Origin of the sequence: Enterobacter sp. 198 (assembly GCF_009025585.1) — a bacterium.
Classification (GTDB): Bacteria; Pseudomonadota; Gammaproteobacteria; order Enterobacterales; family Enterobacteriaceae; genus Enterobacter; species Enterobacter ludwigii.
Map to the genome: position 1 here is coordinate 299,956 of NZ_WCIM01000030.1, position 15,613 is coordinate 315,568.

The following is a 15,613-nucleotide window of genomic DNA, read 5'->3' on the forward strand; positions in this document are numbered from 1 at the left end:
TTGAATCCGGGATACAGTAGAGGGATAGCGGTTAGATGAGCGACCTTGCGAGAGAAATTACACCGGTTAACATCGAGGAAGAGCTGAAGAGCTCCTATCTGGACTATGCGATGTCGGTCATTGTTGGCCGTGCGCTGCCGGACGTCCGCGATGGCCTGAAGCCGGTACACCGTCGCGTACTATACGCCATGAACGTATTGGGCAATGACTGGAATAAAGCCTACAAAAAATCTGCCCGTGTCGTTGGTGACGTAATCGGTAAATACCATCCCCATGGTGATTCCGCAGTGTACGACACTATCGTCCGAATGGCGCAGCCATTCTCGCTGCGTTACATGCTGGTAGATGGTCAGGGTAACTTTGGTTCTATCGACGGCGACTCCGCCGCGGCAATGCGTTATACGGAAATCCGTCTGGCGAAAATTGCCCATGAGCTGATGGCTGACCTGGAAAAAGAGACGGTTGATTTCGTTGATAACTATGACGGCACGGAACGCATTCCGGACGTTATGCCAACGAAAATCCCTAACCTGCTGGTGAACGGTTCGTCCGGTATCGCCGTCGGTATGGCAACCAACATTCCACCGCATAACATCACGGAAGTGATCAACGGCTGCCTGGCCTATATTGAGGATGAAGACATCAGCATTGAAGGGCTGATGGAACACATCCCGGGTCCAGACTTCCCGACGGCGGCGATCATCAACGGTCGTCGTGGTATTGAAGAAGCGTACCGCACCGGACGTGGCAAGATTTATATCCGTGCCCGCGCCGAAGTGGAAGCGGACGCCAAAACCGGCCGTGAAACCATCATTGTTCACGAGATCCCGTATCAGGTGAACAAAGCGCGTCTGATTGAAAAAATCGCCGAGCTGGTAAAAGAAAAACGTGTTGAAGGCATCAGCGCGCTGCGTGACGAATCTGATAAAGACGGCATGCGCATCGTGATTGAAATCAAACGCGACGCGGTGGGCGAGGTTGTACTGAACAACCTGTATTCCCAGACTCAGCTCCAGGTCTCCTTCGGTATCAACATGGTTGCATTGCACCATGGTCAGCCGAAGATCATGAACCTGAAAGATATTCTGAGCGCGTTTGTGCGTCACCGCCGTGAAGTGGTGACTCGCCGTACTATTTTCGAACTACGTAAAGCCCGCGACCGTGCACACATCCTTGAAGCGCTGGCCGTTGCACTGGCAAACATCGACCCAATCATTGAGTTGATTCGCCGTGCACCAACCCCTGCGGAAGCGAAAGCGTCTCTGATTGCCCGTCCGTGGGATCTGGGCAACGTGGCCGCCATGCTGGAACGCGCTGGCGACGATGCTGCGCGTCCTGAGTGGCTGGAGCCTGAGTTCGGCGTGCGTGACGGTCAGTACTACCTGACTGAACAGCAGGCCCAGGCGATTCTGGATCTGCGTCTGCAGAAACTGACCGGCCTTGAGCACGAAAAACTGCTCGACGAATACAAAGAACTGCTGGAACAGATTGCCGAGCTGCTGCATATCCTGGGTAGCGCAGAGCGCCTGATGGAAGTGATCCGTGAAGAGCTGGAACTGGTCCGCGATCAGTTCGGCGATGAGCGTCGCACCGAAATCACGGCGAACAGCTCTGATATCAACATTGAAGATCTGATCAACCGCGAAGATGTGGTGGTCACCCTGTCTCACCAGGGCTATGTGAAGTATCAGCCGCTGACCGACTACGAAGCACAGCGTCGTGGCGGTAAAGGCAAATCGGCAGCACGTATTAAAGAAGAAGACTTTATTGACCGTCTGCTGGTGGCAAACACCCATGACACGATCCTCTGCTTCTCAAGCCGTGGTCGTCTGTACTGGATGAAGGTCTATCAGCTGCCAGAAGCGAGCCGTGGTGCGCGTGGTCGTCCAATCGTGAACCTGCTGCCGCTGGAAGCGAACGAACGTATCACCGCGATTCTGCCTGTACGTGAGTACGAAGAAGGCGTGAACGTCTTTATGGCGACCGCCAGCGGTACCGTGAAGAAAACCGCGCTGACCGAATTCAGCCGTCCACGTTCTGCCGGTATCATCGCGGTGAACCTGAACGACGGTGACGAACTGATTGGCGTTGACCTCACCTCCGGTTCCGATGAAGTGATGCTGTTCTCCGCCGCCGGTAAAGTGGTGCGCTTCAAAGAGAACGCGGTTCGTGCAATGGGCCGTACTGCAACAGGTGTTCGTGGTATCAAACTGGCCGGTGAAGATACCGTCGTTTCCCTGATCGTTCCGCGCGGTGAAGGTGCTATCCTGACCGTCACGCAGAACGGCTACGGTAAACGTACTGCCGAAAGCGAATACCCGACCAAGTCTCGTGGCACGCAGGGCGTTATCTCTATCAAGGTTACCGAGCGCAACGGATCCGTTGTGGGTGCGGTACAGGTAGACGATGCCGACCAGATCATGATGATCACGGATGCCGGTACGCTGGTGCGTACACGCGTATCTGAGATCAGCGTGGTTGGCCGTAATACTCAGGGTGTGATCCTCATCCGTACCGCGGAAGATGAGAACGTCGTGGGTCTGCAGCGTGTAGCTGAGCCTGTGGATGACGAAGAACTCGACTCCATCGACGGTAGCGTCGCAGAAGGTGATGATGAAATCGCACCAGAAGCCGATACCGAAGATGATGCAGCGGATGACGCTGACGAGTAATGTCTCCTGATGCAAAAAGGGCCGGTTTCCGGCCCTTTTCTTTTGCACAAGCAGATAAGTGAACGTTGCGACAAGGCGCGTTTACCGCTACCTTAACCACATTCTTTTTGACCCCGACGGCGGAGCCTCGCCCCTTTGAAATACCTCGTCTCCTTTCGTACCACGCTGAAAGTCTCTCGCTATCTGTTTCGGGCGCTGGCGCTCTTGCTTTGGTTGCTGGTGGCATTATTGTCGGTGTTTTACATCGTTAACGCCCTTCATCAGAAAGAAGCGGAGATCCGCCAGGAGTTTAACTTAAGCTCCGATCAGGCCCAGCGCTATATTCAGCGAACGTCCGACGTGATGAAGGAGCTGAAGTACATTGCCGAGAATCGCCTGACCGCGGAAAACGGCATTCTTGCCATCCGTGGGCGTAATGACAAAACCGAAGTACCGAATTTCGAGCCGCTGTTTCCGGATTCCGATTGCTCTGCGATGGGCAGCACCTGGCGCGGTTCACTGGAGTCGCTGTCCTGGTTTATGCGCTACTGGCGTGACAACTTTTCCGCCGCCTATGATCTGAACCGCGTCTTCCTGATTGGCAGTGAAAATCTCTGCATGGCCGACTTTGGCCTGCGCGATGTGCCCGTTGAGCGCGATGATGCGCTGAAAAGCCTGCACGAACGTATTGTGAAATATCGCAATGCGCCGCAGGACGAGCGCGGGAATAACATCTTCTGGATAAGCCAGGGGCCACGCATGGGCGTGGGCTATTTCTACGCCCTCACGCCGGTCTATCTGGGCAATCGTCTGCAGGCGCTGCTGGGGATTGAACAGACCATTCGCATGGAAAACTTCTTCACGCCGGGCAGTCTGCCGATGGGCGTGACCATTCTGGATGAAAACGGACATACCCTTATCTCACTTGCCGGTCCGGATAATCGACTGAACGTCGATCCGCACTGGATGCAGGAGCGGTCGTGGTTTGGCTATACCTCAGGCTTCCGTGAGCTGGTGCTTAAAAAGAGCTTGCCGCCTTCGTCGCTGAGTATTGTCTATTCGCTGCCCGTGGATATGGTGCTTGAGCGGATCCGCATTCTTATCATGAACGCGATTTTGCTGAACCTGCTGGCCGGGGGGGCGCTGTTTACCCTGGCGCGAATGTATGAGCGCAAAATCTTTATTCCCGCCGAAAGCGATGCCCAGCGGCTGGAAGAGCACGAGCAGTTTAACCGCAAGATTGTCGCCTCGGCGCCGGTGGGGATCTGCATCCTGCGCACGCAGGACGGGACCAATATCCTCAGTAACGAGCTGGCGCATAACTACCTGAACATGCTGACGCATGAGGACCGACAGAGGCTGACGCAGATTATCTGTGGCCAGCAGGTGAACTTCGTTGACGTGCTGACCAGCACGCACACGAACCTGCAAATCAGCTTTGTGCACTCCCGCTATCGTAATGAAAACGTGGCAATTTGCGTCCTGGTAGACGTCTCGGCGCGTGTGAAGATGGAAGAGTCGCTGCAGGAGATGGCGCAGGCCGCCGAGCAGGCCAGCCAGTCGAAATCCATGTTCCTCGCCACCGTCAGCCACGAGTTGCGTACCCCGCTGTACGGGATTATCGGTAACCTTGATCTTCTGCAGACCAAAGAGCTGCCGAAAGGGGTCGATCGCCTGGTGACGGCGATGAATAACTCCTCCAGCCTGCTGCTGAAAATCATCAGCGATATTCTCGATTTCTCCAAAATTGAGTCGGAGCAGCTGAAAATTGAGCCGCGGGAGTTCTCTCCGCGCGAGGTGATGAACCACATCAGCGCCAACTATCTGCCGCTGGTGGTGCGTAAACAGCTGGGCCTCTACTGCTTTATTGAGCCGGACGTGCCGCTGACGCTGCATGGCGATCCGATGCGTCTGCAGCAGGTCATTTCTAACCTGCTCAGTAACGCCATTAAATTTACCGATATCGGCTGCATTGTGTTGCATGTGTGCCGGGCAGGGGACTACCTGAGTATTCGCGTGCGTGATACCGGCGTGGGTATCCCGGCGAAGGAAGTGGTGCGTCTGTTTGACCCGTTCTTCCAGGTCGGTACCGGCGTACAGCGTAACTTCCAGGGGACCGGGTTGGGTCTGGCGATCTGTGAGAAGCTCGTGAGCATGATGGACGGCGATATCTCCGTTGATACCGAGCCAGGCATGGGCAGCCAGTTTACTATCCGCATTCCGCTCTATTCTGCCCAGTACCCGGCAAAAGCGGTGGTGGATGGGCTAAGCGATAAGCGCTGCTGGCTGGCAGTACACAATGCCTCACTGAATGATTACCTGACGGCGCTTCTTACCCACAGCGGCGTGCGCGTGTCCCGCTATGAAGGGCAAACGCCGGATGTCGACGACGTGCTGATCACCGACGAGGTGCTGGAGCAACCCTGGCAGGGCAGAGGGGTGGTTCACTTCTGCCGTCGCCATATCGGTATTCCGGTCGAACGAGCTCCGGGTGAATGGGTGCACAGCGTGGCGACGCCGCATGAGCTCATGAGCCTGCTGGCACGTATTTACAGCGTGCAGCTGGAAGATAGCGATGGGGCGACGGAGTTGCCGTCACCGGATGCGCTGGCATCGCTGAATGACGATATGATGATTCTGGTGGTGGATGACCATCCGATTAACCGTCGCCTGCTGGCAGACCAGCTGGGTTCGCTTGGCTATCAGTGCAAAACCGCCAATGACGGCGTGGATGCGCTGAACGTGCTGAGTAAAAACCACATTGATATCGTTCTTAGCGACGTCAACATGCCGAATATGGATGGCTACCGTCTGACGCAGCGTATACGCCAGCTTGGCCTGACGTTGCCGGTCGTGGGCGTGACGGCGAATGCGCTGGCGGAAGAGAAACAGCGCTGTCTGGAGTCAGGGATGGACAGTTGTCTGTCGAAACCGGTGACGCTGGACGTCCTGAAACAGACGATCTCCGTGTATGCGGAACGGGTCAGAAAAGCGAGAGTATAAAAAAAGGCCCGTCAGGGCCTTTTTTGTTGTTTCCCTCACACGCCGGGAGGGGGAGGTGAGGCCATCAGGCCGCACACCCGGTCAACATCAATCCTTATCCGACGCGCTCAGCGTAACGGAGGAGAGATAGTTCAGCAGTGCAATATCGTTATCCACACCCAGTTTCATCATTGCTGATTTCTTCTGGCTACTGATGGTTTTAATACTGCGGTTCAGCTTCTTGGCAATCTCGGTGACCAGGAAACCTTCGGCGAACAGGCGCAGAACTTCGCTCTCTTTCGGAGACAGGCGTTTGTCGCCATAGCCACCGGCGCTGATTTTTTCCAGCAAACGAGAGACGCTTTCAGGCGTGAACTTCTTGCCTTTCTGCAGCGCAGCGAGCGCTTTTGGCAGATCGGTCGGCGCACCCTGTTTCAATACAATCCCTTCGATATCCAGATCCAGCACGGCGCTCAGAATGGCCGGGTTGTTGTTCATGGTCAGAACAATGATCGAGATGTCGGGGAAGTGACGTTTGATATATTTGATGAGTGTGATCCCATCACCGTATTTGTCCCCAGGCATGGAGAGATCGGTGATGAGCACATGCGCATCAAGCTTTGGGAGGTTATTGATCAGTGCTGTAGAGTCTTCAAATTCACCGACTACATTCACCCACTCGATCTGTTCAAGTGATTTGCGAATACCGAACAGTACAATCGGATGGTCATCGGCAATAATTACGTTCATATTGTTCATGTATAAGGCTACCTTGCTACAGCAAGCTTTTGACGTAGGCGTCAATGTCGCTGATGTATTTTTCAATGCCAGAGGCATCTTTCTCACGAATTAGATGTTCCAGCGTTTCACATAACTGCTTGCCGGGAACCAGATTAAGCATGGCAAACACCCCTTTAAGCCGGTGTGCTGTCTGTGCCAGCGCTGCAAAATCATTCGCAGCGGACTCAGTATACAACCGCTTAACATCATCTGGTACTGTATCAACAAAGAGTGAATAGTATCCGCTGGCGTGAAGCTCGGCATTTTCATTGCCGCCTAACGGTGATTCCGCTATCTCTTCCTGCGCCAGTTGCTCTTCTATTAGTTGTAGTACAGCTTCCTGCATCGCATTGCTTATATTAAAGTTGACGCGCAGCTGGCCTGGGCCGATTTTTCGCACGCCTGGCTCATCATCGCTTAAAAGCAAGCCGGAGGCAGTAAGATTAGACGGATTATCAGTTAAAAACAGATCAAATTCTTGACTTGAGAGTCTTTCATCCGGCGTTATGCAGGCCGCGCCCCAGTTTTCTAACTGACGAACCACAATATTGCGGATCTCGTTCGAGGTCACATCCACCATCACGACCACATCATCCAGCAGGCGTTCTTCGTCTTCTTCCTGTGGATTCGCCGCCATTTTAACGTGCAGCGAGTAACGCGTGCCAAGTGATTCGCGGGCCTTGATATTCAGATGGCCACCGAGCTTACGTGCCAGCTGATCGCACAGCCAGAAGGTCAGGGCATTGGCCTTGCCGTAATGATCGCTCTGGGTGTCATTCAGGAACGGGAAATGCAGATTATCGATTTCGCTTGTCGTTACGCCTTCCCCGGTATCCAGGATACGGAACGTCAGGCGATCTTCAGCCGACTCGTCGGTACTGACTTCCAGGGTGATCTTGCCGATCTGGGTGGTGGTGACGGCGTACTGAATAATCATCAGCAGAATGCGACGCAGCGCTTCGCGATCGCCATGACGTTCATCATTCGCCGGTAAATGGTTATTGATCAGCAGCTGCAGCCCTTTGCGCTTAATCACGGGCAGGACCTCAGGCACCACTTCATCGATCAGATTCTGGATAGAGAAGAGGGTCGACGTTCCTTTCCAGAAATCATTTTCGAGCATATTCGCCAGTTGGATCTCATCTACCATGCGCACCAGCGAGTCGGCCTGGCAGGCAAGCTGATGGCTTTCCGATGTATTCAGCGCCGCCGCCTGGGTCGCCAGCATTTTTAAAGGCTTCTTGAAGGCATCACCAATATTCTGCATAAAGGCAGCGCGCCCCTGCTGGTTTTTCTCATACAGACGTTGTGCCTGCTTGAGCTTTTTATTCACCAGCACTTCACGATCCTGATCGCGGATGATGAAGATCTGCGTGCGGGAGGCGATCTGGCTGCGGAACTGTCGGATCTCATACAGCTCGTTATTAATGGTGGCCTGAATCACGCCCTGATGTTGATCCGCCATGGCGGTGATGTTCTGCAGATTGAGATGTGGCAGCAGGTGGTCAGCAATTTTATTACTCATCACCGTACGGTTGGCTTCCTGATCGTGAACCAGCACCCCAAGCGGCAGCACGGAAATAATCTCTTCATTCAGCGCGCGCAACACGCGCAGTTCGTTACTGGTTCCTGCCGGGACCGGAGCGGCATCGCTTTGACGCCCTGACTGGAAGCGGAACGTGCTGTAGCCAAACAGCGCCAGCGCCAGCAGGCCGATATTCAGCAGCAGGGGCAGGAGGATATTTTGCAGCGTATCAAGCAGCAGGGTGCCGAACGGCACTTGCCACACCAGACGCATACCGGTTGAGTTCAGCGAAGAGGCAATTTCGATTTTCGATCCGTTAAAGGAGATCGATACGCTCTCTGCGGCCTCTTTATCCGATGCGGCACGCATATTCTGAGTGCTGCTGTCCGGCTCCAGACGGAAGCTGTCGAGCGGCATATCCGGTGGAATCAAGTCATTGATGGGCAAATCGAAGGCCACCACCGTCGCCAGATGGCCTGGCTGGTTAAAGGTGGTACGCAGCGTAAAGTAATGGCCATTCTGCCAGGCGAGGCGGCGCAGAGATGAGAAGCTCTCACGTTCATCAAGGGCGTTCGCCTGCTGCAGCATTTCTGCCCGGCGGGAATCGACAATGCTGCCCACGGTCGTCTCTTTGAAACCGGAAGAGAGGTCTTTTAGCGGCAGGGTTGAGATCAGGATCATGCTGTTGTCCTGACCGTTCAGATAGTACATCGACCACGGCACCGTCTCGGCACCCCAAAGGGTATCAAGATAGGTTGAGATGCGCTGGGTCATCTCAAGCGTTGCGCTGTCATGAGAGCCGAAGATCAGCGCTTCGGTTTTGCGCTGTGGTTTTTCCAGATAATAGACGTCTTGCTTCAGGCGAGTCTCCTGAAGCCCGTCTCCGGAGGAGGTTGCCGGCGCGGCCGCGATGTTGTCGTAAATCTGCCAGGTTGCATAGCGCCAGGTATCAATGCGCTTGTGGACGGCGTGGGTGATATCAACAACCTGATAGCTCTTGTCCTTCAGCCAGGCGTTAACCGCGCTCTGAACCATAACCCCCATTGTGACTAGCAGCACAACGATCAAAAGAAGAAAGAAACGGGTGATGCTCCCGGGTAAGAGGGAGAATTTGCTCGGAGCGGTAGTTTCAGTCTGACTCATTGATATCTTTAACCCGTAATGGTCGTGCTCTATGGCGATAGGGCAGTATAAAGGGTAATACCTGAATTTCCAGCGTCACGCTCTTTGAACCCGCCACTTTTTCGACTGACAATATCGGAGAACGCCATTGCATGAAACATGTACAAAGCGAGTGAGCGTGTACAAATAAAAAACGATACATACCGGTAAATAGCACGAATTAACAAGAAATTGAGATTTGCAGTAATGACGCGGTTCTCGAGGAGAGAGGAAACGAATTTAGTTAATAGTCGTTACAATTTCAGTGCGGTAGCACAAAAAAACGCATGCTACGTAAAGAAAGGTAAAAAAAAACCGAATGCCAGGCATTCGGTAGAATTAGGGATAAACAGACATTCAAATCTGAATGACGGTAATAAATAAAGTTAATGATGATAGCGAGAGTTATTTTAGAGATAACGGCCGATCTTGTTTTGTCATTCAGTGCTGTAAATATTTTTAATGTAGTTTACTGAATTTAAATGTTTTTTCTTCTCGCTTGATGATAAGTGCTAAATTCTTAAGCTCTCTGTGCTTTGTAAAAGTTCCTTGATATTTACATTTTGAAACATGTTTATCGTGAAATGAAACATTTTCAAAGTTTTCGTATCATATTCCCGTTGGATTATTCTGTAATTTTGCGGAGAATGAAATTGCCGACTGGTTAATGAGGGTTAATCAGTAAGCAGTGGCAATTATAAGGCATATAACAGAGGGTTAATAAAATGAAAGTTAAAGTACTGTCCCTCCTGGTACCAGCTCTGCTGGTGGCAGGCGCAGCAAATGCGGCTGAAATTTATAACAAAGATGGCAACAAATTAGATCTGTACGGCAAAGTTGATGGTCTGCACTATTTCTCTGACGACAAGAGCAATGATGGCGACCAGACTTACATGCGTCTTGGCTTCAAAGGCGAAACCCAGGTTAACGATCAGCTGACCGGTTACGGCCAGTGGGAATACCAGATTCAGGGCAACACCTCTGAAAGCGACAACCAGTCCTGGACGCGTGTAGCGTTCGCGGGTCTGAAATTCGCTGACGCGGGTTCTTTCGATTATGGTCGTAACTACGGTGTGATCTACGACGTAACGTCCTGGACTGACGTTCTGCCAGAATTTGGCGGCGACACCTACGGTGCAGACAACTTCCTGCAATCCCGTGCTAACGGCGTAGCAACCTACCGTAACCAGGACTTCTTCGGTCTGGTTGATGGCCTGAACTTTGCTCTGCAGTATCAGGGTAAAAACGGCAGCGTAAGCGGTGAAAACGATTCCGGTCGTAGCACCCTGAAACAGAACGGTGACGGTTACGGCGCGTCTGTGACCTACAACCTGGGCGAAGGCTTCAGCATCGGTGGTGCGATGTCTTCTTCTAAACGTACTGCTGACCAGAACGACACCGCTAACCTGGCGCTGAAAGGCGAAGGCGATCGTGCTGAAGTTTACTCTGGTGGCCTGAAATACGACGCCAACAACATTTACCTGGCGGCGCAGTACTCTCAGACCTATAACGCAACCCGTTTCGGTAACTCTCAGAGCAGCAGCGACATTTACGGCTTTGCTAACAAAGCACAGAACTTCGAAGTGGTTGCTCAGTACCAGTTCGACTTCGGTCTGCGTCCATCCGTGGCTTACCTGCAGTCCAAAGGTAAAGACATCGAAGGTTACGGCGATCAGGATCTGCTGAAATATGTTGATGTTGGCGCGACTTACTACTTCAACAAAAACATGTCCACCTACGTTGATTACAAAATCAACCTGGTTGATGAAAATGAATTCACCCGTCAGGCGGGTATCGGTACTGATGATATCGTAGCGCTGGGTCTGGTTTACCAGTTCTAATCGCTTCATCGTGTGACAAAGGGGGCCTTATGGCCCCTTTTTCGTGCCTTTTCGGTTCTTACAATTCACCCTTTTGGTGTACTCTTGCCGCCCTGGCATGAGGATAATAATGAATGGACATGACTTTTTTACGCGCCAGCTTCCTGGCTATACTTTTTTTCCTGACAGCATGTGACTCTTCCACGCCTGTGGCCAAAACGGATGCTCCCGCGGCGACGGTGCTGGAAGGCAAAACGATGGGCACATTCTGGCGTGTCAGCGTGATGAATCTCGATAAGACACGCGCTGAAGAGCTTCGCAGCAAAATTCAGTCGCAGCTGGACGCCGACGATCAGCTTCTTTCGACCTACAAAAATGACTCTGCGCTGATGCGCTTTAACCTCTCCACCAGCACTTCCCTGTGGCCGGTGAGCGAAGCAATGGCCGATATCGTGACCGAATCAATGCGCGTGGGCTACAAGACCAACGGCGCGATGGACGTGACCGTGGGGCCGCTGGTTAACCTGTGGGGGTTTGGCCCGAACAAGCAGCCTGTCACCACGCCTGACCAGGCGGCGATAGATGACGCCCGCGCCCGGACAGGGTTGCAGCACCTGACGGTGATCAACCAGTACGGACAACAGTACCTGCAAAAAGATATTCCCGATCTGTTTGTTGATCTGTCGACGGTAGGGGAAGGGTATGCGGCAGATCATCTGGCCGCGCTGATGGCCCAGGAAGGTATTTCACGTTACCTGGTGTCCGTGGGCGGTGCGTTAGTCAGCCGCGGCATGAATGCCAGCGGTAATCCGTGGCGGGTGGCGATTCAAAAACCGACCGACCAGCAAAACGCCGTACAGGCGATTGTGGATATCAACGGTCACGGTATCAGCACCTCCGGGAGTTACCGTAACTATTATGAGCTCGACGGGAAGCGGATTTCGCATGTCATCGATCCGCAGACCGGCCGCCCTATCGCGCATAATCTGGTCTCGGTGACGGTCATTGCCCCCACCGCGCTGGAAGCCGATGCCTGGGATACCGGTTTAATGGTCCTCGGTCCGGAGAAAGCCAAAGAGGTGGTCCGCCAGGAAGGACTGGCTGTCTATATGATCACCAAAGAGGCTGATGGCTTCAAAACCTGGAGTTCGCCGCAGTTCGACAGCTTCCTGGTGAGTGATAAGAATTAAAAAGCAAGGTTGCGGGTTTTTAATCAGTGGCACTCGGGCACGCTGTATGTATGCTTGTAAGAGGAGCTGATGATGAAAAACCCGACCTTTACTACCGATGACGATCGCTGGCTGGCCGTGCTGGCTCGCGATCCGCGTGCTGACGATCAGTTTGTCTTTGCCGTGCAAACGACGGGGATCGTCTGTCGTCCGTCCTGCCGTGCCCGCCACGCGTTACGTAAAAATGTCCGCTTCTACCCCGATGTAGATCATGCCCTTCAGGCAGGGTTTCGCCCGTGTAAACGCTGTCAGCCGGACAAACGCGATCCGCAGGAACAGACGCTGGCAAAAGTTGAACATGCCTGCCGTCTGCTGGAGCGCGATCCCGCGTTAACGCTGGAAATGCTGGCGCAGCAGGTCGCCATGAGTCCTTTCCACTTCCACCGCTTGTTTAAGTCCGTTACCGGTATGACGCCTAAAGCCTGGCAACAGGCGGCGCGGGTACAACGCCTGCGTACCGCGCTTGCGCAGGGGGACAAAATTACCGATGCCGTGCTGGCCGCCGGGTTTCCTGACAGCAGCAGCTATTATCGTCAAGCCAACGCTGCGCTGGGCATGACGGCGAAGCAGTACCGGAAAGGGGATGTGGCGGTGCGTTATGCGATTGGTGAGTGTTCGTTAGGCCGTTGCCTGGTGGGTGAAAGCGAGCGCGGGATCTGCGCGATTCTGCTGGGTGACGACGATGCGACATTAACCGAGGAGCTTTTGACGCTGTTTCCAAAAGCAGAGCGAGAAACGCTGGAAGGAGAATTCGCCCGGCGTATTGAGCGGGTGATTAGCGCTATCGATGACCATACCGTGCCGCTGGCACTTCCGCTGGATATTCGGGGCACCGCTTTCCAGCAGCGTGTGTGGCAGGCGCTTCGTGACATTCCCCGCGGTGAAACGGCAAGTTATCGCCAGGTGGCGCAGACGATCGGTAGCCCAGGCGCTGTGCGTGCGGTGGCGGGAGCCTGTGCCGCAAATAAACTGGCCGTTATCATCCCCTGCCACCGCGTTGTTCGTCACGACGGTGCGCTTTCGGGCTACCGCTGGGGGCCAGAACGAAAGGCGTTGTTACTGAAACGTGAGGCAAAGAACCCGGAGGGATAATGCTCGATCTTTTTGCGGATGCGGAACCCTGGCAGGAGCCCCTTGCACCCGGCGCGGTGATCCTGCGCCGCTTTGCGCTTTCCCGCGCGGCGGCGCTGCTTGCCGGCATCGATGAGGTGGCGGCGGTCTCGCCGTTTCGACACATGGTGACGCCCGGGGGGTACACCATGTCGGTGGCGATGACGAACTGCGGGGAACTGGGCTGGGCGACAAACGCGCAGGGCTATGTATATGCCCCGGGCGATCCTGTAACCGGCCAGCCATGGCCGCCGATGCCTGACGTTTTTCGGGCGCTCTGCCATGACGCCGCCGTTGAAGCGGGCTATGCCGACTTTCGCCCGAATGCCTGTCTGATTAACCGCTACGCCGTGGGGGCAAAGCTCTCGCTGCATCAGGACAAGGATGAACCCGATCTGCGCGCGCCGATCGTCTCGGTATCCTTAGGCCTGCCCGCGGTCTTCCAGTTTGGCGGATTACGCCGTAACGATCCGCTGAAACGGCTCATGCTGGAGCACGGTGATGTGGTGATTTGGGGCAGGGAATCGCGGCTTTTTTATCACGGCATTCAGCCCCTCAAACCGGGAGTACATCCTCAGACCGGCGAGTTCCGCCTTAACCTGACGTTCCGGCAGGCATCCCGTGGCCAATAAAAATAAGAATTATTCTTGATGTAACCGTCCGGCAGTTTAAACTGCTGGCTGATTTTTATTGCCCGGATTGCCTGCATGCAACTACTTCTTCTCGTCTGGCGTCAGTATCGCTGGCCCTTCATTGCCGTCATGGCGTTAAGCCTCGCCAGCGCCGCGTTAGGTATCGGCCTGATCGCGTTTATTAACGTGCGCTTGATTGAAATGGTCGATACCTCACTCGCCGTCCTGCCGGAGTTTCTTGGCCTGCTACTGCTGTTGATGGCGGTGACGCTCGGCTCGCAGCTGGCGCTGACGGCGCTGGGACACCATTTCGTTTTCCGTCTGCGCAGTGAATTTATTAAGCGTATTCTGGACACGCAGGTAGAACGCGTTGAGCAGCTTGGAAGTGCCTCCCTGCTGGCAGGGCTGACCAGCGACGTGCGCGCCATTACCATTGCCTTCGTTCGTCTGCCGGAGCTGGTGCAGGGCATTATTTTGACCTTTGGTTCGGCGGCGTATCTCGCCTGGCTCTCCACAAAAATGCTGGCGGTCACTGCGCTGTGGATTGTTATCACCATCTGGGGCGGTTTTCTGCTGGTGTCGCGCGTCTATAAACACATGGCGGTGCTGCGTGAAACCGAGGATAAGCTCTATAACGATTACCAGACCGTGCTGGAAGGGCGTAAAGAGCTGACCCTGAATCGCGAGCGTGCCGAGCATATCTTTAACCATCTCTATATTCCCGATGCCCGCGAATACCGGCATCACATCATTCGCGCCGATACCTTCCACCTGAGCGCGGTGAACTGGTCGAACATTATGATGTTGGGCGCCATTGGTCTGGTCTTCTGGATGGCGAACAGTCTGGGATGGGCGGATACCAACGTCGCGGCGACCTATTCACTGACGCTGCTGTTTTTGCGTACACCGCTCCTCTCCGCCGTGGGCGCATTGCCAACGTTGCTGAGCGCTCAGGTGGCGTTTAACAAGCTCAATAAATTCGATCTCGCACCGTTTAAAGCCGAATTCCCACGCCCGCAGGCCTTCCCGAACTGGCAAACCCTGGAGCTGCGTAACGTCATGTTCCGCTATCGGGACAACGCTTTTTCCGTCGGACCGGTAAACCTGACGATTCATCGCGGCGAGCTGCTGTTCCTGATTGGCGGTAACGGTAGCGGGAAATCCACGCTGGCGATGCTGCTCACCGGTTTATATCAGCCGCAATCGGGCGAGATTTTGCTGGATGGTAAAGCGCTGAGCGCGGAGAAACCAGAGGATTATCGCAAGCTCTTCTCGGCGGTCTTCACCGATGTCTGGCTCTTTGATCAGCTGCTGGGGCCGGAAGGGCAGCAGGCTAACCCTGCGCTGGTGGAGAAATGGCTTGGGCAACTGCAGATGTCCCATAAGCTTGAGCTTCAGGACGGTAAAATCCTGAACCTGAAACTCTCGAAGGGGCAGAAAAAGCGCGTGGCATTGCTGTTGGCACTGGCTGAAGAGCGCGACATCATCCTGCTTGATGAGTGGGCGGCAGATCAGGACCCGCATTTCCGCCGCGAGTTTTATCAGGTGTTACTGCCGCTGATGAAGGCGATGGGCAAAACTATTTTCGCCATCAGCCATGACGATCACTACTTCATCCATGCCGACCGTCTGCTGGAGATGCGCGACGGTAAGCTCAGCGAGTTGACCGGCGAGGAGCGCGATGCGGCGTCTCGTGATGCGGTAGCGCGCACGGCCTGATGTC

Annotated in this window: 9 protein-coding genes; 7 read left to right on the top strand and 2 right to left on the bottom strand. The window is 54.3% G+C overall.

The genetic code is table 11. The features are described 5' to 3' along the window. Positions 1-35 precede the first annotated feature (35 nt). Both gyrA and rcsC read left to right on the top strand, forming a co-directional pair. Positions 36-2,672, top strand: coding sequence for a DNA topoisomerase (ATP-hydrolyzing) subunit A (gene gyrA / locus F8561_RS19655; RefSeq protein ID WP_014170963.1), 2,637 nt, complete (start codon positions 36-38; stop codon positions 2,670-2,672). Positions 2,673-2,807: 135 nt separating this feature from the next. Continuing rightward, positions 2,808-5,654 (top strand): two-component system sensor histidine kinase RcsC, encoded by a 2,847-nt coding sequence (rcsC, locus tag F8561_RS19660; protein ID WP_014170962.1) that lies wholly within the window; start codon positions 2,808-2,810, stop codon positions 5,652-5,654. Positions 5,655-5,741: 87 nt separating this feature from the next. Here rcsC and rcsB read toward each other — a convergent pair whose 3' ends face one another. Both rcsB and rcsD read right to left on the bottom strand, forming a co-directional pair. Beyond that, a complete protein-coding gene (gene rcsB, locus F8561_RS19665; protein ID WP_006176468.1) occupies positions 5,742-6,392 on the bottom strand; it encodes a response regulator transcription factor RcsB in 651 nt (216 codons plus the stop codon). Between the two features lie 16 nt (positions 6,393-6,408). Continuing rightward, complete coding sequence (gene rcsD, locus F8561_RS19670; RefSeq protein ID WP_151887806.1) at positions 6,409-9,081, bottom strand: phosphotransferase RcsD; 2,673 nt, start codon at positions 9,079-9,081, stop codon at positions 6,409-6,411. A 743-nt stretch (positions 9,082-9,824) separates the two neighbouring features. Here rcsD and F8561_RS19675 point away from each other — a divergent pair. The 5 genes from F8561_RS19675 (at position 9,825) to F8561_RS19695 (ending at position 15,609) form a co-directional block, all read left to right on the top strand. Further along, entirely contained in the window at positions 9,825-10,940 is a 1,116-nt protein-coding gene (locus F8561_RS19675; protein ID WP_020883165.1) for a porin OmpC, read from the top strand. A gap of 113 nt (positions 10,941-11,053) precedes the next feature. After that, positions 11,054-12,109, top strand: a complete 1,056-nt coding sequence (gene apbE / locus F8561_RS19680; protein ID WP_032678595.1) for an FAD:protein FMN transferase ApbE — start codon at positions 11,054-11,056, stop codon at positions 12,107-12,109. Between the two features lie 72 nt (positions 12,110-12,181). Then, complete coding sequence (gene ada / locus F8561_RS19685) at positions 12,182-13,240, top strand: bifunctional DNA-binding transcriptional regulator/O6-methylguanine-DNA methyltransferase Ada (protein ID WP_151887807.1); 1,059 nt, start codon at positions 12,182-12,184, stop codon at positions 13,238-13,240. Continuing rightward, positions 13,240-13,890, top strand: a complete 651-nt coding sequence (gene alkB / locus F8561_RS19690) for a DNA oxidative demethylase AlkB (RefSeq protein WP_151887808.1) — start codon at positions 13,240-13,242, stop codon at positions 13,888-13,890. The genes ada and alkB overlap by 1 nt, the downstream gene beginning before the upstream one ends. A gap of 75 nt (positions 13,891-13,965) precedes the next feature. Further along, entirely contained in the window at positions 13,966-15,609 is a 1,644-nt protein-coding gene (locus F8561_RS19695) for a multidrug ABC transporter permease/ATP-binding protein (RefSeq protein ID WP_063214736.1), read from the top strand. Positions 15,610-15,613: the final 4 nt, after the last annotated feature.